At 63.2% G+C, this 25,543-nt stretch carries 27 protein-coding genes; all 27 read right to left on the bottom strand.

Going from position 1 to position 25,543, the window contains the following annotated elements:
- Positions 1–8: 8 nt before the first annotated feature.
- Positions 9–407 (bottom strand): 30S ribosomal protein S8, encoded by a 399-nt coding sequence (rpsH, locus tag IT41_RS04265; RefSeq protein ID WP_139221667.1) that lies wholly within the window; start codon positions 405–407, stop codon positions 9–11.
- Between the two features lie 10 nt (positions 408–417).
- Positions 418–723 carry a 30S ribosomal protein S14 gene (gene rpsN / locus IT41_RS04260; protein WP_036738953.1) on the bottom strand — a complete coding sequence of 102 codons (306 nt, stop codon included), beginning with the start codon at positions 721–723 and terminating at the stop codon, positions 418–420.
- A 19-nt stretch (positions 724–742) separates the two neighbouring features.
- Positions 743–1,303: a 50S ribosomal protein L5 gene (gene rplE / locus IT41_RS04255; RefSeq protein WP_036738952.1), complete on the bottom strand. Its 561-nt coding sequence runs from the start codon at positions 1,301–1,303 to the stop codon at positions 743–745.
- Positions 1,303–1,608, bottom strand: a complete 306-nt coding sequence (rplX, locus tag IT41_RS04250) for a 50S ribosomal protein L24 (protein WP_036738950.1) — start codon at positions 1,606–1,608, stop codon at positions 1,303–1,305. Before rplX ends, rplE begins: the two co-directional genes overlap by 1 nt.
- Positions 1,608–1,976, bottom strand: a complete 369-nt coding sequence (gene rplN, locus IT41_RS04245; protein ID WP_010400243.1) for a 50S ribosomal protein L14 — start codon at positions 1,974–1,976, stop codon at positions 1,608–1,610. Before rplN ends, rplX begins: the two co-directional genes overlap by 1 nt.
- A gap of 63 nt (positions 1,977–2,039) precedes the next feature.
- A complete protein-coding gene (rpsQ, locus tag IT41_RS04240; RefSeq protein WP_036738949.1) occupies positions 2,040–2,288 on the bottom strand; it encodes a 30S ribosomal protein S17 in 249 nt (82 codons plus the stop codon).
- 12 nt (positions 2,289–2,300) lie between these two features.
- Positions 2,301–2,507, bottom strand: coding sequence for a 50S ribosomal protein L29 (rpmC, locus tag IT41_RS04235; RefSeq protein ID WP_036738948.1), 207 nt, complete (start codon positions 2,505–2,507; stop codon positions 2,301–2,303).
- Between the two features lie 143 nt (positions 2,508–2,650).
- Entirely contained in the window at positions 2,651–3,151 is a 501-nt protein-coding gene (locus tag IT41_RS04230; RefSeq protein ID WP_139221666.1) for a hypothetical protein, read from the bottom strand.
- Positions 3,152–3,316: 165 nt separating this feature from the next.
- Positions 3,317–3,730, bottom strand: a complete 414-nt coding sequence (gene rplP / locus IT41_RS04225) for a 50S ribosomal protein L16 (RefSeq protein WP_036738945.1) — start codon at positions 3,728–3,730, stop codon at positions 3,317–3,319.
- A gap of 12 nt (positions 3,731–3,742) precedes the next feature.
- Complete coding sequence (rpsC, locus tag IT41_RS04220) at positions 3,743–4,465, bottom strand: 30S ribosomal protein S3 (protein WP_036738944.1); 723 nt, start codon at positions 4,463–4,465, stop codon at positions 3,743–3,745.
- Positions 4,465–4,845 carry a 50S ribosomal protein L22 gene (rplV, locus tag IT41_RS04215; protein ID WP_036738943.1) on the bottom strand — a complete coding sequence of 127 codons (381 nt, stop codon included), beginning with the start codon at positions 4,843–4,845 and terminating at the stop codon, positions 4,465–4,467. Before rplV ends, rpsC begins: the two co-directional genes overlap by 1 nt.
- 5 nt (positions 4,846–4,850) lie before the next feature.
- A complete protein-coding gene (gene rpsS / locus IT41_RS04210; RefSeq protein ID WP_036738942.1) occupies positions 4,851–5,129 on the bottom strand; it encodes a 30S ribosomal protein S19 in 279 nt (92 codons plus the stop codon).
- A gap of 3 nt (positions 5,130–5,132) precedes the next feature.
- The gene (rplB, locus tag IT41_RS04205) at positions 5,133–5,969 is read right to left on the bottom strand and encodes a 50S ribosomal protein L2 (RefSeq protein ID WP_036738941.1); all 837 of its coding nucleotides are present in this window, start codon (positions 5,967–5,969) and stop codon (positions 5,133–5,135) included.
- A gap of 94 nt (positions 5,970–6,063) precedes the next feature.
- A complete protein-coding gene (locus IT41_RS04200; protein WP_036738940.1) occupies positions 6,064–6,360 on the bottom strand; it encodes a 50S ribosomal protein L23 in 297 nt (98 codons plus the stop codon).
- Positions 6,357–6,977 carry a 50S ribosomal protein L4 gene (gene rplD / locus IT41_RS04195; protein ID WP_036738939.1) on the bottom strand — a complete coding sequence of 207 codons (621 nt, stop codon included), beginning with the start codon at positions 6,975–6,977 and terminating at the stop codon, positions 6,357–6,359. Before rplD ends, IT41_RS04200 begins: the two co-directional genes overlap by 4 nt.
- The gene (gene rplC / locus IT41_RS04190; protein ID WP_036738938.1) at positions 6,974–7,846 is read right to left on the bottom strand and encodes a 50S ribosomal protein L3; all 873 of its coding nucleotides are present in this window, start codon (positions 7,844–7,846) and stop codon (positions 6,974–6,976) included. The genes rplD and rplC overlap by 4 nt, the downstream gene beginning before the upstream one ends.
- A gap of 10 nt (positions 7,847–7,856) precedes the next feature.
- On the bottom strand, positions 7,857–8,165 hold the full coding sequence (gene rpsJ, locus IT41_RS04185) for a 30S ribosomal protein S10 (RefSeq protein WP_010400227.1): 309 nt from the start codon (positions 8,163–8,165) through the stop codon (positions 7,857–7,859).
- Between the two features lie 224 nt (positions 8,166–8,389).
- On the bottom strand, positions 8,390–10,078 hold the full coding sequence (locus IT41_RS04180; RefSeq protein ID WP_052081267.1) for a Pycsar system effector family protein: 1,689 nt from the start codon (positions 10,076–10,078) through the stop codon (positions 8,390–8,392).
- A 208-nt stretch (positions 10,079–10,286) separates the two neighbouring features.
- On the bottom strand, positions 10,287–11,462 hold the full coding sequence (gene tuf, locus IT41_RS04170; RefSeq protein ID WP_036738921.1) for an elongation factor Tu: 1,176 nt from the start codon (positions 11,460–11,462) through the stop codon (positions 10,287–10,289).
- Entirely contained in the window at positions 11,443–12,024 is a 582-nt protein-coding gene (locus IT41_RS04165; protein WP_139221769.1) for a hypothetical protein, read from the bottom strand. Before IT41_RS04165 ends, tuf begins: the two co-directional genes overlap by 20 nt.
- The gene (gene fusA, locus IT41_RS04160; RefSeq protein WP_036738935.1) at positions 12,021–14,144 is read right to left on the bottom strand and encodes an elongation factor G; all 2,124 of its coding nucleotides are present in this window, start codon (positions 14,142–14,144) and stop codon (positions 12,021–12,023) included. Before fusA ends, IT41_RS04165 begins: the two co-directional genes overlap by 4 nt.
- 18 nt (positions 14,145–14,162) lie before the next feature.
- Positions 14,163–14,633, bottom strand: a complete 471-nt coding sequence (gene rpsG / locus IT41_RS04155) for a 30S ribosomal protein S7 (RefSeq protein ID WP_036738934.1) — start codon at positions 14,631–14,633, stop codon at positions 14,163–14,165.
- Between the two features lie 12 nt (positions 14,634–14,645).
- Positions 14,646–15,017 (bottom strand): 30S ribosomal protein S12, encoded by a 372-nt coding sequence (rpsL, locus tag IT41_RS04150; protein WP_022705687.1) that lies wholly within the window; start codon positions 15,015–15,017, stop codon positions 14,646–14,648.
- 294 nt (positions 15,018–15,311) lie between these two features.
- Positions 15,312–16,250, bottom strand: a complete 939-nt coding sequence (locus IT41_RS04145; RefSeq protein WP_081967456.1) for a DMT family transporter — start codon at positions 16,248–16,250, stop codon at positions 15,312–15,314.
- Positions 16,251–16,461: 211 nt separating this feature from the next.
- Positions 16,462–20,670, bottom strand: a complete 4,209-nt coding sequence (gene rpoC, locus IT41_RS04140; protein ID WP_036738933.1) for a DNA-directed RNA polymerase subunit beta' — start codon at positions 20,668–20,670, stop codon at positions 16,462–16,464.
- Positions 20,671–20,740: 70 nt separating this feature from the next.
- Entirely contained in the window at positions 20,741–24,892 is a 4,152-nt protein-coding gene (gene rpoB / locus IT41_RS04135; RefSeq protein WP_036738932.1) for a DNA-directed RNA polymerase subunit beta, read from the bottom strand.
- Between the two features lie 262 nt (positions 24,893–25,154).
- Positions 25,155–25,532 (bottom strand): 50S ribosomal protein L7/L12, encoded by a 378-nt coding sequence (gene rplL, locus IT41_RS04130; RefSeq protein WP_036738931.1) that lies wholly within the window; start codon positions 25,530–25,532, stop codon positions 25,155–25,157.
- Between the last annotated feature and the right edge of the window lie 11 nt (positions 25,533–25,543).

Below are 25,543 nucleotides of genomic sequence, written 5' to 3'. Positions count from 1 at the left end.
TGCCCTCCTTAGAATACGGTGCAGAGGACTTCGCCGCCGACATTGGCGTTGCGAGCCGCTGCATCCGACATCACGCCTTTCGGCGTCGAGACGATGGAGACGCCCAGGCCGTTGCGGACCTGGGGGATTTCACGGGCGCCGGCATAGACGCGGCGGCCGGGCTTGGAGACGCGGGCCAGTTCACGGATGACCGGAGCGCCCTCGAAATATTTCAGGCTGATTTCCAGTTCATTGTGACCGGCATCGGTGGTCACCGCCTCATAGCCACGGATGTAGCCTTCGGCTTTCAGCACGTCCAGAACCCAGGCGCGCAGCTTGGAGGCCGGGGTGCGCACGGTCGATTTGCCACGCATCTGCGCGTTGCGGATGCGGGTCAGCATATCGCCGAGAGGATCGTTCATATTCATATTCGCCCCCTTACCAGCTGGATTTGACCAGGCCGGGGATCTGGCCGTGCGAGCCCAGCTCGCGCAGCATGATCCGCGACAGTTTCAGTTTGCGGTAATACGCATGCGGACGGCCGGTGAGCTGGCACCGGTTGTGCAGGCGGGTCGCGGACGAGTTGCGCGGCAGCTCAGCCAGTTTCAGGCTGGCCTTGAAGCGCTCTTCCATCGGGCGCTCCTGGTCGTGGACGATCTCGTTCAGCGCGGCGCGCTTGGCGGCGTATTTCTTGACCAGACGTTCGCGCTTCTTCTCGCGTTCGACCATGGATTTCTTAGCCATATCTTCTTTCCCTCCGCGATCAGCTGTTGAACGGCATGTTGAAATGCTTCAACAGCGACTTCGCTTCCGCGTCGGTCTTCGCGGTGGTGCAGATGATGATGTCCATCCCCAGAACTTCGTCGACCTTGTCGAAGTTGATTTCCGGGAAAACGATGTGCTCCTTCAGGCCCATGGCATAGTTGCCACGGCCGTCGAAAGCCGTGCCCTTGACACCGCGGAAGTCGCGGACGCGGGGCAGCGCGATATTGATCAGACGATCCAGGAATTCATACATCCGGTCGCCGCGCAGGGTCACCTTGGCACCCAGCGGCATTTCCTCGCGGACGCGGAAGCCGGCGATCGATTTCTTGGCTTTCGTGATCACGGCCTTCTGACCGGCGATCAGCGACAGCTCCTCGGCGCCCTGCTTGACCTTCTTGGTATCCTTGACGGCCTCGCCGATGCCCATGTTCAGGACGATCTTGTCCAGACGCGGGATCTGCATGTCGTTCTTGTAGCCGAACTCTTCCTTGAGAGCGGCGCGGATCTTGGTCTTGAACGCAACCTTCAGGCGCGGCGTGTAATTCGCTTGGTCCAGCATCAGATCACGTCTCCCGTGGTCTTGGCGAAACGGACCTTCTTGCCGTCTTCCTCGCGGAAGCCGACGCGGGTCGCTTTGCCGTTCTTGTCCATCAGCGCGAGGTTCGACAGGTCGATCGGCATGGCTTTCGCCACGCGGCCGCCCTGCGACGCCTGGGTCTGACGCTGGTGACGGATGGCGATGTTCACGCCGTCAACCACGGCCTTGTTCTCTTTCGGGAACACGGCGGTGATTTCGCCCTGCCGGCCCTTGTCCTTGCCGGCCAGCACGACGACCTTGTCGCCTTTTTTCAGCTTGGCAGCCATCACAGCACCTCCGGCGCGAGCGAGATGATCTTCATGAAGTTCTTGGCGCGCAGCTCGCGCACGACCGGCCCGAAGATACGCGTGCCGACCGGCTCACCCTGGTTGTTCAGGATGACGGCGGCGTTGCGGTCAAAACGGATCGAGGTGCCGTCTTCACGCTTCACTTCTTTGGCGGTGCGCACGACGACGGCCTTGCGGACGTCGCCTTTCTTCACGCGGCCGCGCGGGATGGCCTCCTTGACGGAGACGACGATGATGTCGCCCACCGACGCATAGCGACGGTGCGAACCACCCAGGACCTTGATGCACTGCACCCGGCGTGCGCCGGAGTTGTCAGCGACATCCAGATTGGTCTGCATCTGGATCATAGGGTTACTCCCGACCTTTGGGGACCGGCGGCACCGGCCCCAGGGTATCGATTAAACTGGTGTTCAGGCCTGGGCTTCGGCAGCGTCAAGCAGAACGGTCCAGCGCTTGGTTTTCGAGATCGGCGCGCATTCGACGATGCGAACGATGTCACCGACCTTGAACTGGTTATCCGCGTCATGGGCGCGGTATTTCTTGGACGACCGCACGGTCTTTTGCAGCAGCGGATGCTTGAAGCGACGCTCGACCAGAACGGTGACGGTCTGTTCGTTCTTGTCGCTGACGACCTTGCCTTGCAGGATGCGTTTGGGCATTGACCGGGCTCCTTAGTTCGACGCCGCGGCTTCCGCCGCTTTCTGGTTCAGAATGGTTTTCACACGGGCCACGTCGCGACGGACAGAGCGCATGCGGGCGGTCGATTCGAGCTGGCCGGTGGCCTGCTGGAAGCGCAGGTTGAACGCTTCCTTCTTCAGCGAGAGCAGCTGTTCCTTCAGCTGATCGGGCGTCTTGTCTTTCAGTTCCTGCGCTTTCATGCGCCTGTTCCTTTCAACATCACCGGAGAGCCCCGCTTGCACGGGCCACCCTGATTCCGGTGGAGTTTCATGATGAAGGCCTGCCTATATGCGGGTTGGTCAGGAAAGACAAGGGAATTCTTAGGGTGCGACCGGCGATGAGCTTATGCGCCCTCCCGAAGGTGACGCAGATCGAACTCGCTCAGCGACTTCGCCATGTCATCGGCTGCACCACACAACGCGTCTACCACAAAGTGCTTTGGCGGCGCCTTCTCGTCGCACTCATGCGGATAACGCAGGGGGTAGCCAGCAGTGCCGCCATGCAGTCTGCAAAGCTCTTTCACATACTCCTCAATAAGAGTTTGTGCCTCATCGTCCTCGGGAACGTCGGGGAACATACCGCTTAAGCGGGCTTCCTCCACCGCATAGCCCGCATGGATATACACATGAAGCCGTACCGCAAGGCATATGTCATCTTGCCACAGCGCAGCAATATCGTGCCCCTTTTTTCCATTGGACGGAGGCTTTCGACCGTTTACGTAGCAGCATGCCTTGAGCATCATCTCCAGGCCATGACCCGCAAGTGCCAAAGTCGGCCTTTGCAAAAATGGTGTTCCTTCGAGGCTCGCCGCGTTCAAAGCCTTTGCACCCAGCAGGAACTCCATGGCTATCGTGGCGCACTTCCTCGCTTGGCAGAAAAAATCAGCGGTCATATTCGCAGCTTGCTCTGAAATGACGAGAGTCTATCAAGGCCAGATTAACAGAGAAAGGCCCCGCCGATGCGCCGGCGGGGCCTTAGATATAGTCACAAAGGCTCGGCCTTGCCGATATTACCAGTCTTCGCGCGCGACGATACGGGTCAGGACCGGCAGTTTCTGCGCGCCAAGGCGCAGGGCCTCGCGCGCGACGACGTCGTTCACGCCGTCGATCTCGAACATGATCCGGCCGGGATGGACGCGGGCGGCCCAGAAATCGACCGAGCCCTTGCCCTTGCCCATCCGCACTTCGGTCGGTTTCGAGGAAACCGGCACGTCCGGGAAAATCCGGATCCAGACGCGGCCCTGACGCTTCATGTGACGGGTGATCGCGCGGCGGGCCGCCTCGATCTGACGGGCGGTGACACGCTCGGGCTCGATGGCTTTCAGCGCGTAAGAGCCGAAGTTCAGGTTGAACCCGCCCTTGGCTTCGCCATGGATGCGGCCCTTGTGCTGTTTGCGGAACTTGGTCCGTTTCGGTTGCAGCATTTCTGTTTCTCCTTAGCGCGCGTCGCGGTCGCGGTCACGACGCGGACCGCGCGGCGACGGACCGTCCTGCGCCTCGGTGGCGCGGCGGTCGCGGGCCTGCGGATCATGCTCCATGATCTCGCCCTTGAAGATCCACACCTTGATGCCGATGATCCCGTAGGGGGTCATGGCCTCGGCCAGTGCGTAATCGATATCGGCGCGCAGGGTGTGCAGCGGCACACGGCCTTCGCGATACCACTCGGTCCGCGCGATCTCGGCACCGCCCAGACGGCCGGCGACGTTGACGCGAATGCCAAGCGCGCCCATGCGCAGGGCGTTCTGGACCGAGCGCTTCATGGCGCGGCGGAACGATACCCGACGCTCAAGCTGCTGGGCGATCGACTCGGCCACCAGTTGGGCGTCCAGTTCCGGCTTGCGGACCTCGACGATGTTCAGGTGCAGCTCCGAATCGGTGAAATTCGCCAGCTTCTTGCGCAGGGTCTCGATATCGGCGCCTTTCTTGCCGATGATGACACCCGGGCGCGCGGCATAGATCGTGACGCGGCACTTCTTGTGCGGGCGCTCGATGATGACGCGGCTGACGCCGGCCTGCTTGGCCTCTTTCTTGATGAATTCGCGGATTTTCAGGTCTTCCAGCAACAGATCGCCGTAGTCCTTGTCATCCGCGTACCAGCGGCTGTCCCAGGTGCGGTTGACCTGAAGACGCATCCCGATGGGGTTGACTTTCTGACCCATTACGCGTGCTCCTCGACCTGACGCACCTTGATGGTGATTTCCGAAAACGGCTTCATGATCTTGCCATAACGGCCACGCGCCCGCGGGCGGCCGCGCTTCATCACCAGGTTCTTGCCGACCCAGGCCTCGGCGACGACCAGATTGTCGACGTCCAGGTTATGGTTGTTCTCGGCATTGGCGATGGCCGACTGAAGGCATTTCTTCACGTCGCCGGCGATCCGCTTGTGCGAGAAGGTCAGATCGGCAAGCGCCTTGTCCACCTTCTTGCCGCGGATCATCTGAGCCACCAGGTTCAGCTTCTGCGGCGAGGTGCGAAGCATCTTGGTCTTCGCCATCGCCTCGTTCTCCGCCACGCGGCGCGGATTCTTTTCCTTACCCATGACGATTATTTCCTTTTCGCTTTCTTGTCGGCGGCGTGACCGTAATAGGTCCGCGTCGGCGAATATTCACCGAACTTCTGGCCGATCATCTCTTCCGAGACACTTACCGGGATATGCTTGTGCCCGTTATAGACGCCGAAGGTCAGGCCGACGAATTGCGGCAGGATGGTCGAACGGCGCGACCAGATCTTGATGACATCCGACTTGCCGGATTCGCGGGCTTTCTCGGCCTTGCGAAGCACATATGCATCGACAAAGGGGCCCTTCCAAACTGAACGTGCCATGGATTAACGCCCCTTCTTCGCGTGACGCGACCGCAGGATATACTTGTCGGTCGTCTTGTTGGAACGGGTCCGCTTGCCCTTGGTGTCCTTGCCCCAGGGCGTGACCGGCGTGCGGCCCCCCGAGGTGCGGCCCTCGCCACCACCATGCGGGTGGTCGATCGGGTTCATGGCGACGCCGCGGACGCTGGGGCGGATGCCCTTGTGACGGTTGCGGCCCGCCTTGCCGATATTCTGGTTCGCGTGGTCCGAATTCGACACGGCGCCGATGGTCGCCATGCATTCCTGACGCACCAGACGCAGCTCGCCCGAGCTGAGGCGGATCTGCGCATAGCCGCCATCGCGACCGACGAACTGGGCATAGGTGCCGGCCGAACGCGCGACCTGACCGCCCTTGCCGGGCTTCAGCTCGACGTTATGGACGATGGTGCCGATCGGCATGCCCGAGAACGGCATCGCGTTGCCGGGCTTGATGTCGACGCGGGTGCCCGCGACGATCTTGTCGCCCACGGCCAGACGCTGCGGCGCCAGGATATAGGCCCGCTCGCCATCGTCATATTTGATCAGCGCGATGAAGGCGGTGCGGTTCGGGTCATATTCGATCCGCTCGACCGTGGCCGGAACATCGAACTTGGTGCGCTTGAAATCGACGATGCGGTAAAGACGCTTCGCCCCGCCGCCCTTGCGGCGCATCGTGATCCGTCCGGTGTTGTTCCGGCCGCCCTTCTTGGTCAACCCCTCGGTGAGGGTTTTGACCGGGCGCCCTTTCCAAAGCTCCGAACGGTCGATCAGAACCAGCCCACGCTGGCCAGGCGTCGTCGGATTATACGACTTGAGTGCCATGCTTTCTGTCTTCCGTTGCTTTGGACCGTGCTTGGTCCGTTTCAGTCAAAATGCAACGGCCCCGCTGCCGGGGCCGTCGATTCGCGGCTTGTTATCAGAGACCGGTCGAGACGTCGATGCTGTTGCCAGCCTCCAGCGTCACATAGGCCTTTTTCACGTCCGAGCGGGTGCCGGGGCGACCGCGGAAACGCTTGGTCTTGCCTTTGGTGATGGTGGTATTGACCGCCTTCACCTTGACGTTGAACAGGTTCTCGACCGCTTCCTTGATCTGCGGCTTGTTCGAATCCTTGCTCACCTGGAAAACATAGGCGTTGGCCTCACCGGCCAGCGTCGCTTTCTCGGTGATCAGCGGCTTGACGATCACGTCGTAATGTTCGGGCTTCACGGTCATTTCAGACGAGCCTCCAGAGCTTCGACCCCGGCGCGCGTCAGCACGAGCGTGTCGCGACGCAGGATGTCATAGACGTTGGCACCCATCGAGGGCAGCACATCCACCCCTTCCAGGTTGCGGGCGGCGCGGGCGAAGTTCTCGTTCACTTCGGCCCCGTCGATGACCAGCACGCGCTTCCAGCCGTTTTCCCGGACCGCTTTCGCGACGGCCGAGGTCTTGGCTTCCGCGATGTCCAGGTTCTCGACCACGACCAGTTCGCCGGCCGAGGCTTTCGCCGAGAGCGCATGTTTCAGGCCAAGCGCGCGCACCTTCTTCGGCAGGTCGAAGGCGTGGCTGCGCGGGGTCGGACCCTTGTAGACGCCACCGTGACGGAAGGTCGGCGCCTTGCGGGAACCGTGGCGGGCGCCGCCGGTGCCTTTCTGGCGATAGATCTTCTTGGTCGAGTAGCTGACGTCCGACTTGCCCAGAACCGAATGCGTCCCGGCCTGCGCCTTGGCACGCTGCCAGCGCACCACGCGGTGCAGCAGATCGGCGCGCGGCTCAAGCCCGAAGATGTCATCGCTCAGGTCGATATCACCGGCCTTGCCGGCATCGAGGGTGATCACACCGAGTTTCATTTGTCTTCTCCTTCGGGCGCGGCATTGTCGCCAGCCTCGGCGGCCTTGTCGGCCTGGATCGAGGCCTGGGCCTCGGCCTCGGCAGCAGCCTGGGCGGCGGCTTCGGCTTCGGCCGCGGCCTTGCGGGCGGCTTCTTCCTCGGCGGCGGCGGCGGCGGCGGCCTCTTCGGCCAGACGCGCGGCTTCCTTGGCTTTCGAGCGGGTCGCGGCGGGGAAGATGGTGGTTTCGGCCAGCGGCTTCTTCACGGCATCCTTGATCGTGACCCAGCCACCTTTCGAGCCGGGGACCGAGCCCTTGACCATGATCAGGCCACGGTCGGCATCGGTCTTGACGACCTGCAGGTTCTGGGTGGTGACGCGCACCGCACCCAGATGGCCGGCCATCTTCTTGCCCTTGAACACCTTGCCCGGGTCCTGACACTGGCCGGTCGAGCCGTGCGAGCGGTGGCTGATCGACACGCCGTGCGAGGCGCGCAGACCGCCAAAGTTGTGACGCTTCATCGCGCCGGCAAAGCCCTTACCGATCGAGGTGCCGGCGATGTCGACATACTGGCCGGCGAAATAGTGGTCGGCGATGATTTCCTCACCCACTTCGACCAGGTTTTCCTCGGCCACGCGGAATTCCGCGATCTTGCGCTTGGGGGCCACGCTCGCCTTGGCGAAATGGCCGCGCATGGCGCCGGTCACGCGCTTGGCCTTCGCCTCGCCCGCGCCCAGTTGCAGCGCAACGTAACCATCCTTGTCGGTGGTCCGCTGAGCAATGACCTGCACGTTATCGACGTGCAGAACGGTGACGGGAACCTGACGCCCGTCTTCCAGGAACAGCCGGGTCATGCCCAGCTTCTTGGCGATAACACCAGTCCGCAGCATGGGGGCCTCCTTACACCTTGATTTCGACGTCAACGCCGGCGGCGAGGTCGAGCTTCATCAGGGCGTCGACGGTCTGGGGCGTCGGATCGACAATGTCCAGCAGACGCTTATGCGTGCGGATTTCCCACTGGTCGCGGGATTTCTTGTCGATATGCGGGCCGCGCAGAACGGTGAATTTCTCGATCTTGTTGGGCAGCGGGATCGGACCACGGACCTGGGCGCCGGTGCGCTTGGCGGTGTTCACGATTTCCTGCGTGCTGGCATCCAGAACGCGATAATCGAACGCCTTCAGCCGGATGCGGATGTTTTGACTTTGCATCAGTCATCCCTCTATCGGGGAGTTTCAGTTGAGAGGCTGACGACACACCACGCATCGCCAGCGTCGAACCGCAAAAAACAGTGCAGGCCGCCCCATTAGCGGGCGACCCGGCACAAGGCAACCGATTCTTGTGGAATTCGCGATACCGGCTGCGACAGCGGCCCCAATGCCTCATCCGCCGGGGCAAGTCAAGGGCCGGCGCGGGAAATCCCGCGCCTTTCCCCCTAGCCGCCGATCTGATCGTATTTCAGCATCATGTAGCGGGCCGGGCGGTTCTTTTTCTCATTGCCCTCATCGCTCATCAGCAGCAGCCGCGGCTCGCCGTCAATGGTGATCGCGTCGATGGATTCGACATTGTTGAGATTGATGATATCGGGCAGCGCCACCGGCTCGGGCGCGGCATCCGGCTCGCCCGACCATGACCATAGCTGCGAATAGCGGTTGCCCTCGTAGCCCTCGATCTCGTTGACGATCAGGAAGCTGCGCAGCACCGGATCGTAGCTCAGCGCCCGGATGCCGCCGCCCTTCAGATCCAGCAGGATCGGATCGCCAAAGCGCGGCGCGGCTTCGCGTTCGAACACCGCGTCGGGATTGGTGATCACCAGGATCAGCGAACGCTCCTCGATCATCGGCTCGCGCAGGCCGATCAGCAGGTGGCCGGCCTCCCTGTAATAGGACAGGCCCTCGATATTCAGCTTGTCCAAGCTCACCTGGTCGTCGCTCATTGCGGCAAGCCCGGCCCGCAGCCCCTCATCCTGGGTGATCGCGTCGTGCAGCCCGGTGAAACTGCTGATCTCGCCCACAGAATTGCCGAGAATGCGGAAACGCAGCAGTTGTTCACGGTCCGGGCGACGCTGGCCGTCATTGTTTCTGGAATGCGAGGTCACGGTATAGACATAGCCCTCATCGTCGATCGACAGACCCTCCAGATCGTTCATCTTGCGGCCGAATGCGCGGGTGATGCGCAGATCGTTCGCGGGGTTCTCGATCAGGCCGCCATCCTCGCCCAGGGTCATCACGCTCATGGCGCGCGAGGCTTCGTCCTCGACCACCAGCACGCGGCCATCCGCCAGCTGCTGCACGGCCGAGGGCTCGTAGATATCGGTAAACTCGGCGATGCCCAGGTTATGCAGCCGCGTCACGGACTTGCCCGACAGGCCCGGGAACAGGCCCGACAGCGACTTGACGCTGATAAAGGTCAGCACCGAAACCAGCAGCCCCCAGCGAAAGATGGTATAGGACACGTCCAGCAAGCGGAACTTGCGGTCGGCCATCTGCCCCAGCCAGTACAGCTGGTCGCTCATCTGGCGATAGATTTCCTCGCGGTCATTCAGCAGGACCTTCATGCGCTGCCAGTGATCGGCACGGGTCAGCGTCGCGCGGTGCTCATAGATCAGCAGGTTCAGGTCGCCATCCGCGGGACCCGCATTCTGGCGACGCAGATAGGTCCGCAGATCGGACAGCCGCGCCTGCCCGCGAAACAGGTCGACGACCCAGTCGCGCAGGCCCGAAAACAGGCCCACCCGCTCGGGCGAGGCGGCCAGCAGCGCGAATACGATAGAGGCGGCGGTGGTGATCATGAACACCCCCGCCGGCAGCAGGAACGCCACCGTCGAGGCAAAGATGAACGCGCCCGAGATCATCAGCGCCGAAATGATCAGCCCGTTCAGCGAGATCATGATATTGGCCTTGGTGGCGGCCAGCGCGATGATGTCCAGCTCGGCCCGGATGGCATTGCGGAACATCGTCTCGACCGCCTTGGCAGAGCCCAGAGCCTTGTCCTTTTTCGTCGCATCGCCGGCCGGGGCGGATTCCTCGGGCGTTTCGGCTTCGACCGGCGGGGTCACAGGCTGGGCGATGCTATCCTGATCGACCTCTGCCGCGGCCTTTTGATCCTTGTCTTTTTTACTCATCAACGCCCCCTGCTATGTCGTAACAAGGAATACGGCTGTCGCGGGAGGCTATTCCCGGCATTGCGGACAAGCGCGCGGAACTCCGCCGAGAGAACCGCGATCCGGCGATCAGGTCAATACGCCCCGGCAACGAAAAAGCCCGCCCCTTTCGGGACGGGCCTTCGGTCTTTCCGCGCGGGCGGGGCCGCAGCCCCGGCCGCAGGCGCGATCACGCGATGATCTTCGCCACCACGCCGGCGCCGACCGTGCGGCCGCCTTCGCGGATCGCGAAGCGCAGCTTTTCTTCCATCGCGATCGGCGCGATCAGCTCGACCTCGAATTTCAGGTTGTCGCCGGGCATCACCATCTCGGTGCCCTCGGGCAGCTTCACCGTGCCGGTCACGTCCGTCGTGCGGAAGTAGAACTGCGGGCGGTAGTTCGCGAAGAACGGCGTGTGGCGGCCGCCCTCTTCCTTGGTCAGGATATAGGCCTCGGCCTCGAACTTCGTGTGCGGCTTGACCGAACCCGGCTTGCACAGGACCTGACCGCGCTCCACGCCGTCACGCTCGATGCCGCGCAAGAGCGCGCCGATATTGTCGCCCGCCTCGCCGCGATCCAAGAGCTTGCGGAACATCTCGACCCCGGTGCAGGTGGTCTTCTTGGTGTCGCGGATGCCGACGATTTCAAGCTCGTCGCCCACGTTCACCGCGCCACGCTCGACCCGGCCGGTCACAACCGTGCCGCGGCCCGAGATCGAGAACACGTCCTCGATCGGCATCAGGAAGGGCTGGTCCACGGCGCGCTCGGGCGTCGGGATGTATTCGTCCACCGCCGCGATCAGGGCGCGGATCGAGTTCTCGCCGATTTCCGCATCGCGGCCTTCCAGCGCGGCCAGCGCCGAGCCCTTGACGATCGGAATGTCGTCGCCGGGATAGTCGTAGCTGGACAGAAGCTCGCGCACTTCCATCTCGACCAGTTCCAAGAGTTCCTCGTCATCGACCTGGTCGACCTTGTTCAGGTAGACGACCATGAAGGGGATGCCGACCTGGCGGCCCAGAAGGATGTGCTCGCGGGTCTGCGGCATCGGGCCGTCGGCCGCGTTCACCACCAGGATCGCGCCGTCCATCTGCGCCGCGCCGGTGATCATGTTCTTGACGTAGTCGGCGTGGCCGGGGCAGTCGACATGCGCATAGTGGCGCGAGTCGGATTCGTATTCCACATGCGCGGTCGAGATGGTGATGCCGCGGGCCTTTTCCTCGGGCGCGCCGTCGATCTGGTCGTAGGCCTTGAAATCGCCGAAATATTTCGTGATCGCAGCCGTCAGAGTCGTCTTGCCGTGATCGACGTGACCAATGGTCCCGATGTTGACGTGCGGTTTCGTCCGTTCAAACTTTGCCTTTGCCATCCTTGGCCTCCTGAATATTAGTCTGTGCCGTGGTGGTGGGGCCAGTCAGCGCCAGCCGGGCACGTGTCATGAATTGCTGAGCCAGCTGTTCCAGCTCGGTGTTCTTGTCTTCCAGCGACATCACGCCGATGATACCGCCGGCGTAATAGCCACCGCCGCCGGAGCTGATCTCGATCGGGGCGACGATCGGCTCACCGCTGCGCGCGTCGAGCAGGGCCACCGTGCCTAGCATGACGCTTTCGCCGCCGAGCATCATCGACTGGCCGGCGGACAGGATATTGACCGACGTCACCTTGATGCTGACGACCGCCTCGGTCCTGCCGCCGCGCCATTTGACCAGATTCGAGCGGCTTTCCAGCGCCGCCTTGATCTCCTCGGCCGACACCTTGCGTCCACGGCTGCCCTCGGCAACGGCGGAAACGTCGATATCGGCACGCTGGGCGGTATAGAGCTGCGTCTGCTCGGCGGTGAGCGCCGCCTTGTCCGGCGCGGATCCGGCGCAGCCCGCAAGGGCCGCGCCGACCGCCAAGGCGGCCAGAAGCTTCGTATGACGTTTCATCACGCGTATTTCTTCTGGATCTCGTCCGAGATGTTCTGCGGCACGGCCTCGTAATGGTCGAACTGCATCGTGAACACCGCGCGGCCCGAGGACATCGACCGCAGGTTGTTGATATAGCCGAACATATTGGCCAGCGGCACGAAGGCGTCGATGACATTGGCGTTGCCGCGGCTGTCCTGCCCCCGGACCATCCCGCGACGGGAGGTCAGATCGCCGATGATCGAACCCGTATATTCCTCGGGCGTGACCACCTCGACCTTCATGATCGGCTCGAGCAGTTTCGCACCGGCCTTGCGCAGACCTTCACGCATCGCGGCGCGGGCCGCGATCTCGAACGCCAGCACCGAGGAATCGACGTCGTGGAAGGCACCGTCGATCAGGGCCACCTTGAAGTCGATCACCGGGAAGCCGGCCAGCGGACCGGAATCCATCACCGACTTGATGCCCTTTTCGACGCCCGGAATGTATTCCTTGGGCACCGCACCGCCGACGATCTTGGATTCGAAGGAATAGCCCTCGCCCGGCTCGGTCGGGGTGATGATCAGCTTCACGCGCGCGAACTGGCCGGTACCGCCGGTCTGTTTCTTGTGCGTATAGTCGATCTCGGCCTCGGTCGAGATGGTCTCGCGGTAGGCCACCTGCGGGGCGCCGATATTCGCCTCGACCTTGAACTCGCGCTTCATGCGGTCGACGAGGATGTCGAGGTGAAGTTCGCCCATGCCCTTCATGATGGTCTGGCCCGACTCGATGTCGGTCTCGACGCGGAAGGACGGGTCCTCGGCGGCCAGGCGCTGCAGGGCAAGGCCCATCTTTTCCTGGTCGGCCTTGGACTTCGGCTCGACGGCGATCTCGATCACCGGCTCGGGGAAGGTCATGGTTTCCAGAACCACCGGCTTGGCGGGATCGCACAGCGTGTCGCCCGTGGTGGTTTCCTTCAGACCCGCCAGCGCGATGATGTCGCCGGCGAATGCTTCCTCGATTTCCTCGCGGTTGATCGCATGCATGATCATCATGCGGCCGACACGCTCGCGCTTGCCCTTGGTCGAGTTCAGCATCGAGTCGCCCTTCTTGAGCTGACCCGAATAGATCCGCGTGAAGGTCAGCGAGCCGACAAAGGGGTCGTTCATGATCTTGAAGGCCAGCGCCGAGAAGGGTTCGGCATCATCCGCCTTGCGGGGGATGTTGCGCTCTTCCGTCTCGTCATCGGGCGAGAAGCCCATCAGCGTCGGCACGTCCTGCGGACCCGGCAGGAAGTCGATCACCGCGTTCAGCAGCGGCTGCACGCCCTTGTTCTTGAAGGCGGAACCGGCCAGCATCGGGAAGAAGGCCATCGACAGGCAGCCCTTGCGGATCAGCTTGCGCAGCGTGTCCACATCGGGCTCATTGCCTTCCAGGTACTGCTCCATGGCATCATCGTCCTGCTCGACAGCAAGCTCGATCATGTTGGAACGCCATTCGTCGGCCATGTCCTGCAGCTCGGCGCGGATCGGCTGGCGCACCCAGTTGGCGCCCAGATCCTCGCCCTTCCAGACCCATTCTTCCATGGTGATCAGGTCGATGATGCCTTCCAGCTTGTCCTCGGCGCCGATCGGCAGGGCGATCGGGCAGGGAATGCCGCCGGTGCGGTCCTTGACCATGCGCACGCATTTGAAGAAGTCGGCCCCGATCTTGTCCATCTTGTTGACAAAGACCAGACGCGGCACCTTGTAGCGGTCGGCCTGACGCCAGACGGTTTCCGTCTGCGGCTCGACGCCCGCGTTCCCGTCCAGCAGAGCGACAGCACCGTCCAGCACCGCCAGCGAACGCTCGACCTCGATGGTGAAGTCCACGTGGCCGGGGGTGTCGATGATGTTGAAGCGGTACTTGGTCTCCGAGGTCCCCTCGGCGGTCGGATCTTCCTGGCGCTGCCAGAAAGTGGTCGTCGCGGCCGACGAGATGGTGATCCCGCGCTCGGCTTCCTGTTCCATGAAGTCCATGGTCGAGGCGCCGTCATGCGTCTCGCCCATCTTGTGGTTCTTGCCGGTGTAGAACAGGATACGTTCGGTCGTCGTGGTCTTGCCGGCATCGATGTGGGCCATGATGCCGAAGTTCCGATAGCGCTGCAGCGGATATTCGCGTGCCATTAAGGGCCTTCCTTCCGGTTACCAGCGGTAATGGCTGAACGCCTTGTTCGCGTCGGCCATCTTGTGGGTGTCTTCGCGTTTCTTGACGGCGGTGCCGCGGCCGTTCACGGCATCGGCCAGTTCGCCGGCAAGGCGTTCTTCCATGGTGTGTTCGTTGCGGTTCTTGGCCGCGGCGATCAGCCAGCGGATGGCCAGCGCCTCGCGGCGGACGGGACGAACCTCGACCGGCACCTGATAGGTGGCACCGCCAACCCGGCGCGAACGCACCTCGACCGAGGGTTTCACGTTATCGAGGGCCTCGTGGAAGATCTCGATCGGTTCGCGCTTGAGCTTGCCTTCGACGCGATCCAGCGCGCTGTAGACGATACGCTCGGCAACCGATTTCTTGCCGTCAACCATCAGGTTGTTCATGAATTTGGTCAGCACGCGATCGCCATATTTGGCGTCGGGCAGGACTTCGCGCTTTTCAGCGGCGTGACGACGTGACATTGCAGCCTCTCCTTATTTCGGACGCTTGGCGCCGTATTTCGAACGACGCTGACGGCGGTCTTTGACGCCCTGGGTATCCAGCACACCGCGCAGGATGTGATAGCGGACACCCGGAAGGTCCTTCACACGGCCGCCACGGATCAGCACGACGCTGTGCTCCTGGAGGTTGTGCTTTTCGCCCGGAATATAGGAAATGACCTCGAAACCATTGGTCAGGCGCACCTTGGCGACCTTGCGCATGGCCGAGTTCGGCTTTTTCGGCGTCGTGGTATAGACACGCGTACAGACACCACGCTTCTGCGGGCATCCTTGGAGGTGCTGCGACTTCGAGCGCTGCACTTTGGGCTGCCGCGGTTTGCGGATCAGCTGTTGGATCGTCGGCATTCGGTTCCCCGTCTTGCTTTCGTCAATACTCGCAGTCGGCTGACTGCGCCACTTCTCGACGGCGCCCCACGCGAATCGTGAAACGCCAGAACCCATCCAGTCCCTTGACGGGAGGACGGGTCGTTTTCCAGAGGATCAAGGGCTTAACGGCCCGGATCGTGACCATAGATGGTTCTGGGCACCGGGCAGAAACCTGCCGGGTGTGCGGCGTATATGGGGATTCCGGGGGTGAGTCAACAGCCAGCCGGGCAACTGCGGCGCCAAAGCCCGGCCATGGCCGGCGCGTCCCAAGCGTCAGCGTTTCCAGCCCAGTTGCGACTCGCGCAGGATGGTGTAAAGCCCCGCACCGACCACCAGCCCGGCGCCGATCCAGGTCCACAGGTCCGGCCATTCTCCGAACAGCACCAGACCGGCAAGGATGGCGACCAGAAGCGAGGTATAGCGGAACGGCGCGACATAGGAAATCTCGCCGATACGCATGGCGCCGACCGCGCTCATATAGCCCACGGCCAGGAAACAGCCCGCCAGCAGTATCAGCACAAGCTGCAGCGGGCTGGGCGCCACCCAGCCCTCGGCCGCGCTGCCGATGGCCCCCATCAGCGTCACCCCCATCGCCGCGTAAAACGCCACCGCCGTGGTGGTGACCGCGCGGCTGAACTTGCGCGTGGACAGATCGCGCAGCGCCACCATCAGCATCGAGCCAAGCGCGACCAGCGCCCAGATGTCAAAAAGTTCGCCGCCCGGCCGCAGGATGACCAGCACGCCGATCAGCCCGACCAGCGCAGCGCTTGAGCGCCGCCAGCCCAGCCTTTCGCCAAAGACCAGCGCCCCGGCCAGCATGACGACCAGAGGCAATGACTGCATGATCGCCGACAGATTGCCGATGGCCATATTATGCAGCGCATTCAGGAACAGCAGTGTCGAGGCGATCTCGCCGATCAGTCGCAGCGCCATTGCCATGCGATCGCCCGAGCCGACATGCAGCACCCCAAGCCCCTTGCGCAGGGCAAGCGCCAGAAGAAAGACCATGACCACCGCGCCGCGCATGAAGATCGCCTGATATAGCGGCATGTCCTGGATGACGAATTTCATCACCGCGTCGTTGCAGCCGAAACTGACCATCGAGAGTGTCATCAGCCCTGCCCCGCGCAGGTTCTCGCCGGCCTGCGGCGGGGCGGGACGCATCGAGACCGGCCGCACACGCCGGATCGGGGATATGATTGGGGTGCGCATCTCGGATCACCGGGGGACTGTTTCCCAAGCGATATTCGTCTCATGGGTAGAAAGCCAGTGCTCTTGTCCCCGATCCGGTTTTCAGCCCGTCGCCCCGGCCGCAACTCAACGCGTCCCGGCTATGGTGCCGGTCCGGGCGCTCTGCGAAAAATGGAAAGGCCCGGCGCGAGGGCCGGGCCTTTCCGTGGTTTTCCCGCGCGGGCGGCCGCGATCAGTCCTCGCTGCCCGCCGTGACCGGGGCCTCTTCGGGCGCGGCCAGGGCGGCGGCGGCCTCGGCCTCGGCGCGGCGCGCCTCGATCACCTCATTGTCGCGCTCGGTGGCGATGCGGCGCACCCGGGCGGTGGCCCCGCCCGTGCCCGCCGGGATCAGCCGGCCGACGATGACGTTCTCTTTCAGGCCGACCAGCTTGTCGCGCTTGCCCTGAACGGCGGCCTCGGTCAGCACCCGGGTCGTTTCCTGGAACGAGGCGGCCGAGATGAAGCTGCGGGTCTGCAGGCTGGCCTTGGTGATGCCCAGAAGCACCGGCTCGCCCAGTGCCGGCTTGCCGCCCTTGGCCTCGATCTTGGCGTTCTCTTCCTCGAACTCGTCGCGATCGACATGCTCGCCCTTCAGCAGCGTGGTGTCGCCGCTGTCGAGGATCTCGATCTTTTGCAGCATCTGCCGCACGATCACCTCGATATGCTTGTCGTTGATCTTGACGCCCTGCAGGCGATAGACGTCCTGCACCTCGTCGATCAGGTAATCGGCCAGGGCCTCGATCCCGATGATGCGCAGGATGTCATGCGGCGCCGGGTTACCGTCCATGATATAGTCGCCCTTCTGCACGAAGTCGCCTTCCTGCACCGGGATGTGCTTGCCCTTGGGCACCATGTATTCGACCGGCTCAAGGCTGTCATCCGTCGGCTCGATGGCGATGCGGCGCTTGTTCTTGTAATCCTTGCCAAAGCGCACATAGCCGTCGATCTCGGCGATGATCGCGTGATCCTTGGGACGACGGGCCTCGAACAATTCCGCCACGCGGGGCAGACCCCCGGTGATGTCCTTGGTCTTGGCGCCTTCGCGCGGGATCCGGGCCACCACGTCGCCGGCCTTGATCTCCTGCCCGTCCTCGATCGACAGGATCGCGTCGACCGACATCGGATAGGTGACCGGGTTTCCGGCCTCGTTGCGCACCGGCTCGCCCTCGGCATCGACGACGATGATCTCCGGCTTCAGATCGTTGCCCCTGGGCGCCGAGCGCCAGTCGGTCACGATCTTCTGCGTCATGCCGGTGGCGTCGTCGGTCTCGTCCCGGACCGAGATGCCGGTGACCAGATCGACGAATTTCGCCACACCCGCCTTTTCGGCGATGATCGGCAGGGTATAGGGGTCCCATTCGAACATCTTCTGGCCGCGCGCCACGGCATCGCCGTCGCGCACGAACAGTTTCGAGCCGTAGAACAGCTTGTGGCTGGCCAGCACCTCGCCCTGCGCGTTTCTGACATGCAGCTGCATGTTGCGGCTCATCACGATCAGCTCGCCACTGGCGTTTTCCAGCGTGTTCTCGTTCTCGAAGGCCACCACGCCCTCTTGCGCCGCGGCGATGAAGGATTGCTGGCCACCCTGCGCGATCCCGCCGATATGGAAGGTCCGCATGGTCAGCTGGGTGCCCGGCTCGCCGATCGACTGGGCGGCGATGATGCCGACCGCCTCGCCGATATTGACCAGCGTGCCGCGCGCCAGATCGCGACCGTAGCACAGCGCGCAGACGCCATCCTCGGATTCGCAGGTCAGGGCCGAGCGGATGCGCACGGATTGCACGCCCGATGCCTCGATCTCATCGGCCTTGCGCTCGTCGATCAGCTCGTTCTTGCGCACGATGACGACATCCTCGCCCGGCACGACCACGTCATCGGCCGCGACGCGGCCCAGGATGCGTTCGGACAGCGGGCTGACGATTTCGCCGTCATTGATCGCGGCCGAGGCGGTGATCGCCTGATCGGTGCCGCAATCGTGCTCGCGGATGATGCAATCCTGCGCCACGTCCACCAGACGGCGGGTCAGGTAGCCCGAGTTCGCCGTCTTGAGCGCGGTGTCGGACAGGCCCTTCCGCGCGCCGTGGGTCGAGTTGAAGTATTCAAGAACGGTCAGACCCTCCTTGAAGTTCGAGATGATCGGCGTCTCGATGATCTCGCCGTTCGGCTTGGCCATCAGGCCCCGCATGCCGCCCAGCTGCTTCATCTGGCTGACCGAGCCGCGGGCGCCGGAATGGGCCATCATATAGACCGAGTTGGGTTCCTGTTCGGCCCCCGCCTCGTCCCTGCGCGAGGTCGAGATGGTCTTCATCATCGCCTCGGTGACCCGGTCGTTGCATTTCGACCAGGCATCGACGACCTTGTTGTATTTCTCGCCCTGGGTGATCAGACCGTCCAGATATTGCTGTTCGAACTGCTTGACCTGATCCTGGGTTTCCTGGACCAGTTCCCATTTCGTCGGCGGGATGACCATGTCGTCCTTGCCGAAGGAAATGCCGGCGCGGAACGCCTCGCGGAAGCCGAGCCCCATGATCTGGTCGCAGAAGATCACCGACTCTTTCTGGCCGCAATAGCGGTAGACGGTGTCGATGACGTTCTGGATGTCCTTTTTCCGCAACAGCCGGTTGACCAGCTCGAAGGGCGCTTTCGCGTTCTTCGGCAGAAGGGCGCCCAGACGAATACGGCCCGGCGTGGTCTCGAACCGGCGGATCACCTCATTTCCGTTCTCGTCGATCTGCGGCAGGCGCGCGGTGATCCTGGCATGCAGGTGCACCTCGCCGGCGGCAAGGGCGTGCTCGACCTCTTCGAGATCGGCAAAGGCCATGCCTTCGCCCTTCATCCCCTCGCGTTCCATGGTCGTGTAGTAAAGACCCAGAACCATGTCCTGCGACGGCACGATGATCGGCGCGCCGTTGGCAGGCGACAGCACGTTGTTCGTGGACATCATCAGCACGCGCGCCTCAAGCTGGGCTTCCAGCGAGAGGGGGACGTGCACGGCCATCTGGTCGCCGTCGAAATCGGCGTTGAAGGCCGAGCAGACCAGCGGGTGCAGCTGGATCGCCTTGCCCTCGATCAGGATCGGCTCGAAGGCCTGGATGCCCAGACGGTGCAGCGTCGGCGCGCGGTTCAGCAGCACCGGATGCTCGCGGATCACCTCGTCGAGGATATCCCAGACCTCGGGGCGTTCCTTTTCGACCAGCTTCTTGGCCTGCTTGACGGTCGAGGACAGGCCCTTGGCCTCAAGCCGCGAATAGATGAACGGCTTGAACAGCTCCAAGGCCATCTTCTTGGGCAGGCCGCATTGATGCAGCTTCAGCTCGGGCCCGGTCACGATGACCGAGCGGCCCGAAAAGTCCACGCGCTTGCCCAGCAGGTTCTGGCGGAAGCGGCCCTGCTTGCCCTTGAGCATGTCCGAGAGCGATTTCAGCGGGCGGCGGTTGTTGCCGGTGATGACGCGGCCGCGGCGGCCGTTGTCGAACAGCGCATCGACCGATTCCTGCAGCATCCGCTTTTCGTTGCGCACGATGATGTCGGGCGCGCGCAGTTCGATCAGCCGCTTGAGGCGGTTGTTGCGGTTGATCACCCGGCGATAGAGGTCGTTCAGGTCCGAGGTCGCGAAGCGGCCGCCATCCAGCGGCACCAGCGGCCGCAGTTCCGGCGGAATGACCGGGATCACGGTCAGCACCATCCATTCCGGGCGGTTGCCGGATTCCAGGAAGGATTCGACGATCTTCAGCCGCTTGATGATCTTTTTCGGCTTCAACTCGCCGGTGGCCTCTTTCAGGTCCTCGCGCAGCTGCTCGGCGGTCGCGGCCAGGTCGATATTGGCCAGCATGGTGCGGATCGCCTCGGCGCCGATATCGGCGTTGAAGGCGTCGGCGCCGTACTGGTCCTGCGCGTCCATGTATTCTTCTTCGGTCAGCAGCTGACCATAGCTCAGGTCGGTCAGACCCGGCTCGATCACCACGTAGTTTTCGAAATACAGAATGCGTTCCAGATCGCGCAGCGTCATGTCCAGCATCAGACCGATACGGGACGGCAGCGATTTCAGGAACCAGATATGGGCGACCGGCGCGGCCAGTTCGATATGGCCCATGCGCTCGCGCCGGACCTTCTGCAGCGTGACTTCAACGCCGCATTTCTCGCAGACGAGGCCGCGATATTTCATCCGCTTGTACTTGCCGCACAGGCATTCGTAATCCTTGATCGGGCCAAAGATACGCGCGCAGAACAGACCGTCACGCTCGGGCTTGAACGTGCGGTAGTTGATGGTTTCGGGTTTCTTCACCTCGCCAAAGGACCAGGCCAGAATTTCTTCGGGCGAGGCCAGCGAGATCTTGATTTCGTCGAACTGCCGCGGCTGGGCCAGCGGGTTCAGGGGATTGGTGGCGAGTTCCTGGTTCATTTTCAATTCCTGATGAGGGGCGCGTTGGACAAGGCGGCGGGGCATGCGCCCCGCCCGACGGCGGCTGCCGCTATTCCTCGTCCTCCGCATCCAGGAGTTCCATGTTGAGGCCCAGACCCCGGACCTCCTTGACCAGCACGTTGAAGCTTTCCGGCACGCCGGCCTCGAAATTATCCTCGCCCTTGACGATGGATTCGTAGACCTTGGTCCGGCCGGCCACGTCGTCGGACTTGACCGTCAGCATTTCCTGCAGGGTGTAGGCCGCGCCGTAAGCTTCCAGCGCCCAGACCTCCATCTCACCCAGACGCTGACCGCCGAACTGCGCCTTGCCGCCCAGCGGCTGCTGGGTCACCAGGCTGTAGGGGCCGGTCGAGCGGGCATGCATCTTGTCATCGACAAGGTGATGCAGCTTCAGGATATATTTCATGCCCACGGTGACCGGGCGGGCGAACTGCTCGCCGGTGCGACCGTCGAAGACGATGGACTGGCCCGATGTGTCGAAACCGGCCCGCTTCAGCGCGTCGTTCACATCGGCCTCTTTCGCGCCATCGAAGACCGGCGTGGAGATGGGAACGCCGCCGCGCACGGCCTCGGCATGCTCGACCAGCTGCGCGTCATCGACGCCGCCGAAGGTCTCGGCAAAGAACTCCTCGCCATAGCCGTTCTTCATCGCCTCGCGCACCGGGGTCAGGTCGCCGTTGCGGCGATAGTCCTGCAGCGCCTCGTCGATCTTGACGCCCAGGCCGCGCGATGCCCAGCCCATATGGGTTTCAAGGATCTGGCCCACGTTCATCCGCGAGGGCACGCCCAGCGGGTTCAGCACCAGATCGACCGGGGTGCCGTCGGCGAGGAAGGGCATGTCCTCCATCGGCACGACCTTGGAGACGACGCCCTTGTTGCCGTGACGGCCGGCCATCTTGTCGCCCGCCTGCAGCTTGCGCTTCACGGCGACAAAGACCTTGACCATCTTCATCACGCCCGGCGGCAGGTCGTCGCCCTGACGGACCTTTTCGACCTTGTCGTCGAAACGGTTGTCCAGCGCGCGTTTCTGCGCGTCGAATTGCTGGTTCAGCGCCTCGACTTCCTTGGCGGTGTCCTCGTCCGCGACGGCAAGCTGCCACCACTGGCCACGGCTCAGCGGGGCCAGCAGATCGTCGTTCACGGTGGCGCCGGCGCGGATGCCCTTGGGCCCCTTGACGACCTCCTTGCCCATGATCAGCGTTTTCAGGCGCGCATAGATGTTGCGCTCGAGGATCGCCAGCTCGTCGTCCCGGTCGCGGGCCAGACGCTCGACTTCCTCGCGCTCGATCTGAAGCGCGCGCTCGTCCTTGTCGACGCCGTGGCGGTTGAAGACGCGAACCTCGACGATGGTGCCGTAAGCCCCCGGCGGCAGGCGCAGCGAGGTGTCGCGCACATCGCTGGCCTTTTCGCCGAAGATGGCGCGCAGAAGCTTTTCCTCGGGCGTCATCGGGCTTTCGCCCTTGGGGGTGATCTTGCCCACAAGGATGTCGCCCGGGCCGACCTCGGCGCCGATATAGACGATGCCCGCCTCGTCGAGGTTGCGCAGGGCTTCCTCACCGACGTTCGGGATGTCGCGGGTGATTTCCTCGGGACCCAGCTTGGTGTCGCGGGCCGCCACTTCGTATTCGTCGATATGGATCGAGGTGAACACGTCGTCGCGGTGGATCCGCTCGGAGATCAGGATCGAGTCCTCGTAGTTATAGCCGTTCCAGGGCATGAAGGCGACGACCACGTTGCGGCCGATCGCCAGTTCGCCCTGATCGGTCGAGGGACCGTCCGCGACCACCTGCCCCTTGACCACCCGGTCGCCCACCTTGACCAGCGGCCGCTGGTTGATGGTCGAGGACTGGTTCGAGCGCTTGAACTTGCGCAGGCGATAGATGTCCACGCCGGCATCGCCCGCGCCCAGATCCTCGGTCGCGCGGATAACGATCCGCTGCGCATCGACCTGGTCGATGACACCGCCCCGCCGCGCCATGATCGCAGCGCCGGAATCGCGGGCCACGGTGGCCTCCATCCCGGTGCCGACAAAGGGCGCCTCGGCACGCAGCAGCGGCACCGCCTGACGCTGCATGTTCGAGCCCATCAGCGCGCGGTTGGCGTCGTCATTTTCCAGGAAGGGGATCAGCGCCGCGGCGACCGAGACCAGCTGCTTGGGCGAGACGTCGATCAGATCGACGGCCTCGACCGGGTTCAGCATGAAATCGCCCGCCTGCCGGGTGCTGACCAGTTCCTGAACGAACTTGCCGTCGCCATCCAGTTCGGCATTGGCCTGCGCGATGGTATGGCGCATTTCCTCGGTCGCGGACATGTAGACCACGTCATCGGTCACCTGCCCCTCGACCACCTTGCGGTAGGGGGTTTCGATGAAGCCGTATTTGTTGACGCGGGCGAATGTCGCAAGGCTGTTGATCAGGCCGATATTCTGGCCTTCGGGCGTCTCGATCGGGCACATCCGGCCGTAATGGGTCGGGTGCACGTCGCGCACCTCGAAGCCGGCGCGTTCGCGGGTCAGACCGCCCGGCCCAAGCGCCGAGAGACGGCGCTTATGCGTCACCTCGGAAAGCGGGTTGGTCTGGTCCATGAACTGCGAGAGCTGCGACGAGCCGAAGAATTCGCGCACCGCCGCCGCCGCCGGCTTGGCGTTGATCAGGTCCTGCGGCATGACGGTGTCGATCTCGACCCCGGACATGCGCTCGCGGATGGCGCGTTCCATGCGCAGCAGGCCGACGCGATACTGGTTCTCCATCAGCTCGCCGACAGAACGCACGCGGCGGTTGCCGAGATGGTCGATATCGTCGATCTCGCCCTTGCCGTCGCGCAGCTCGACCAGACCGCGCACACAGGCCACGATGTCCTCGTGGCGCAAGGTGCGCTGCGTGTCGGGCGCGTCCAGATCCAGACGCATGTTCATCTTGACCCGGCCCACGGCGGACAGGTCGTAACGCTCGGCGTCGAAGAACAGGCTGTCGAACAGCGCGCTGGCGGCCTCGACCGTCGGCGGCTCGCCCGGGCGCATGACGCGATAGATATCCATCAAGGCGCCTTCGCGGTTCATGTTCTTGTCCGCGGCCATGGTGTTGCGGATATAGGGGCCGACATTGACATGGTCGATGTCGAGGACCGGAATATCGTCGATATCGTTGTCCAGCAGCACCTTGAGCAGGCCGCCCGACAATTCGCCGTCCTTGTCGTATTCGGCGGTGATTTCGTCGCCGGCCTCGGCATAGATGAAACCGGTCTCGTCATTGACGAGATCCTTGGCGACGAAACGGCCGATGATCTTGTCGAAGGGCAGAAGCAGGTTGATCTCGCCCTCGGCCTCGTTCAGCTTCTTGACCAGACGCGGGGTGACCTTGTCGCCGGCCTTGGTGATGACCTCGCCGGTTTCGGCATTGACCAGATCATAGCTGGGACGGGTGCCGCGCACGCGCTCGGGGAAGAAGCGCGTGACCCAGCCGGAATCCTTGCCCTTGCCGGCGCGCTGCAGCCGGTAATCCACCGTGTCGTAGAAGGCATCCATGATGCCTTCCTGATCCATGCCAAGCGCATAAAGCAGCGTCGTCACCGGCAGTTTCCGGCGGCGGTCGATGCGCGCGAAGACCAGATCCTTGGCGTCGAATTCGAAATCCAGCCAGGAGCCGCGATAGGGAATGATGCGGCAGGCGAACAAGAGCTTGCCCGAGCTGTGCGTCTTGCCGCGGTCATGGTCGAAGAACACGCCGGGGCTGCGGTGCATCTGGCTGACCACGACTCGCTCGGTGCCGTTCACGATGAAGGTGCCGTTCTGCGTCATCAGGGGCATGTCGCCCATGTAGACATCCTGTTCCTTGATGTCCTTGACCGATTTGGCGCCGGTGTTTTCATCGACATCGAACACGATCAGGCGCAGCGTCACCTTAAGCGGCGCGGCATAGGTCATGTCGCGCTGCTGGCATTCATCGACGTCGTATTTCGGCTTTTCCAGCTCGTATTTGACGAATTCCAGCGTCGCCGTCTCGTTGAAATCCCGGATCGGGAACACGGACTGGAAGACACCCTGAATGCCTTCGCCATCCTGATGGGCCGCCGCATCGCCCGACCGCAGGAACAGGTCATAGGACGATTTCTGAACCTCGATGAGGTTCGGCATTTCCAGAACTTCGCGGATATTGCCATAGTAACGCCGGATGCGTTTCTGGCCGACATAAGCTTGCGCCATAGAGGGTCTTACCTTTCGTCTTTCGCTTGCAGCGGTCGTCGGGGCCCGACCGGCGCAACGCGGCGAATGAGGGGCGGGGTTCCATTCGTGCCGCGCGTCCCACCGCACGGCTCCCGAACCCCGAACATGCCCTGAAGGAAGGTTTCCCGCGCGATCATGCGAAACCGCCCTTCAAGACAGGCTCGGCAGGGACCGGGAAAACCCCGGACCCTGCCCAATCTTTCAGCACTCGATCGGCCGGCACGGCCAACCGCGCGGCCGATTACTTCAGCTCGACCTTGGCGCCAGCCGCTTCGAGCTTGGTTTTCAGCTCTTCGGCTTCGGCCTTCGAGACGCCTTCTTTCACCTTGCCACCGGCTTCGACCAGGTCCTTGGCTTCTTTCAGGCCCAGGCCGGTGATGCCGCGAACTTCCTTGATCACGTTGATCTTGTTGGCACCGGCTTCGGTCAGGACGACGTCGAATTCGGTCTTTTCCTCGACGGCGGCGGCGTCGCCACCGGCAGCCGGGCCGGCCATCATGACGGCGCCACCGGCGGCCGGCTCGATGCCGTATTCGTCTTTCAGGATGGTTTTCAGTTCCTGGGCTTCCAGCAGGGTCAGGCCCACGATTTCTTCGGCGAGTTTTTTCAGATCAGCCATTTTTCCGTTCT

It is taken from the genome of Paracoccus halophilus, from assembly GCF_000763905.1.
In the GTDB taxonomy this organism is placed as follows: Bacteria; Pseudomonadota; Alphaproteobacteria; order Rhodobacterales; family Rhodobacteraceae; genus Paracoccus; species Paracoccus halophilus.
The sequence above is the reverse complement of the archived record's forward strand: the minus strand, read 5'-3'. Positions and strand labels throughout refer to the sequence as shown.

Coding starts and splice junctions, on each gene's coding strand:
- fusA (WP_036738935.1), bottom strand. CDS start 14,144: ATGGCACGCGAATATCCGCTGCAGCGCTATCGGAACTTCGGCATCATG.
- rplD (WP_036738939.1), bottom strand. CDS start 6,977: ATGAAACTCGGTGTGATCACCCTCGATGCCGGCAAGGCCGGTGATATC.
- rplV (WP_036738943.1), bottom strand. CDS start 4,845: ATGGGTAAGGAAAAGAATCCGCGCCGCGTGGCGGAGAACGAGGCGATG.
- rpsC (WP_036738944.1), bottom strand. CDS start 4,465: ATGGGTCAGAAAGTCAACCCCATCGGGATGCGTCTTCAGGTCAACCGC.
- rplC (WP_036738938.1), bottom strand. CDS start 7,846: ATGCTGCGGACTGGTGTTATCGCCAAGAAGCTGGGCATGACCCGGCTG.
- rplE (WP_036738952.1), bottom strand. CDS start 1,303: ATGCTGGACCAAGCGAATTACACGCCGCGCCTGAAGGTTGCGTTCAAG.
- rpsQ (WP_036738949.1), bottom strand. CDS start 2,288: ATGCCCAAACGCATCCTGCAAGGCAAGGTCGTCAGCGACAAGAACGAA.
- rpsJ (WP_010400227.1), bottom strand. CDS start 8,165: ATGCAAAGTCAAAACATCCGCATCCGGCTGAAGGCGTTCGATTATCGC.
- rpsS (WP_036738942.1), bottom strand. CDS start 5,129: ATGGCACGTTCAGTTTGGAAGGGCCCCTTTGTCGATGCATATGTGCTT.
- rpsL (WP_022705687.1), bottom strand. CDS start 15,017: ATGCCGACGATCCAACAGCTGATCCGCAAACCGCGGCAGCCCAAAGTG.
- rpmC (WP_036738948.1), bottom strand. CDS start 2,507: ATGAAAGCGCAGGAACTGAAAGACAAGACGCCCGATCAGCTGAAGGAA.
- IT41_RS04145 (WP_081967456.1), bottom strand. CDS start 16,250: ATGCGCACCCCAATCATATCCCCGATCCGGCGTGTGCGGCCGGTCTCG.
- rplL (WP_036738931.1), bottom strand. CDS start 25,532: ATGGCTGATCTGAAAAAACTCGCCGAAGAAATCGTGGGCCTGACCCTG.
- tuf (WP_036738921.1), bottom strand. CDS start 11,462: ATGGCAAAGGCAAAGTTTGAACGGACGAAACCGCACGTCAACATCGGG.
- rplP (WP_036738945.1), bottom strand. CDS start 3,730: ATGCTGCAACCGAAACGGACCAAGTTCCGCAAACAGCACAAGGGCCGC.
- rpoB (WP_036738932.1), bottom strand. CDS start 24,892: ATGGCGCAAGCTTATGTCGGCCAGAAACGCATCCGGCGTTACTATGGC.
- rplX (WP_036738950.1), bottom strand. CDS start 1,608: ATGGCTGCCAAGCTGAAAAAAGGCGACAAGGTCGTCGTGCTGGCCGGC.
- IT41_RS04180 (WP_052081267.1), bottom strand. CDS start 10,078: ATGAGTAAAAAAGACAAGGATCAAAAGGCCGCGGCAGAGGTCGATCAG.
- rplN (WP_010400243.1), bottom strand. CDS start 1,976: ATGATCCAGATGCAGACCAATCTGGATGTCGCTGACAACTCCGGCGCA.
- rpsH (WP_139221667.1), bottom strand. CDS start 407: ATGAATATGAACGATCCTCTCGGCGATATGCTGACCCGCATCCGCAAC.
- rpsN (WP_036738953.1), bottom strand. CDS start 723: ATGGCTAAGAAATCCATGGTCGAACGCGAGAAGAAGCGCGAACGTCTG.
- IT41_RS04230 (WP_139221666.1), bottom strand. CDS start 3,151: ATGGAGTTCCTGCTGGGTGCAAAGGCTTTGAACGCGGCGAGCCTCGAA.
- rpsG (WP_036738934.1), bottom strand. CDS start 14,633: ATGTCACGTCGTCACGCCGCTGAAAAGCGCGAAGTCCTGCCCGACGCC.
- rplB (WP_036738941.1), bottom strand. CDS start 5,969: ATGGCACTCAAGTCGTATAATCCGACGACGCCTGGCCAGCGTGGGCTG.
- IT41_RS04200 (WP_036738940.1), bottom strand. CDS start 6,360: ATGACCGTGAAGCCCGAACATTACGACGTGATCGTCAAGCCGCTGATC.
- rpoC (WP_036738933.1), bottom strand. CDS start 20,670: ATGAACCAGGAACTCGCCACCAATCCCCTGAACCCGCTGGCCCAGCCG.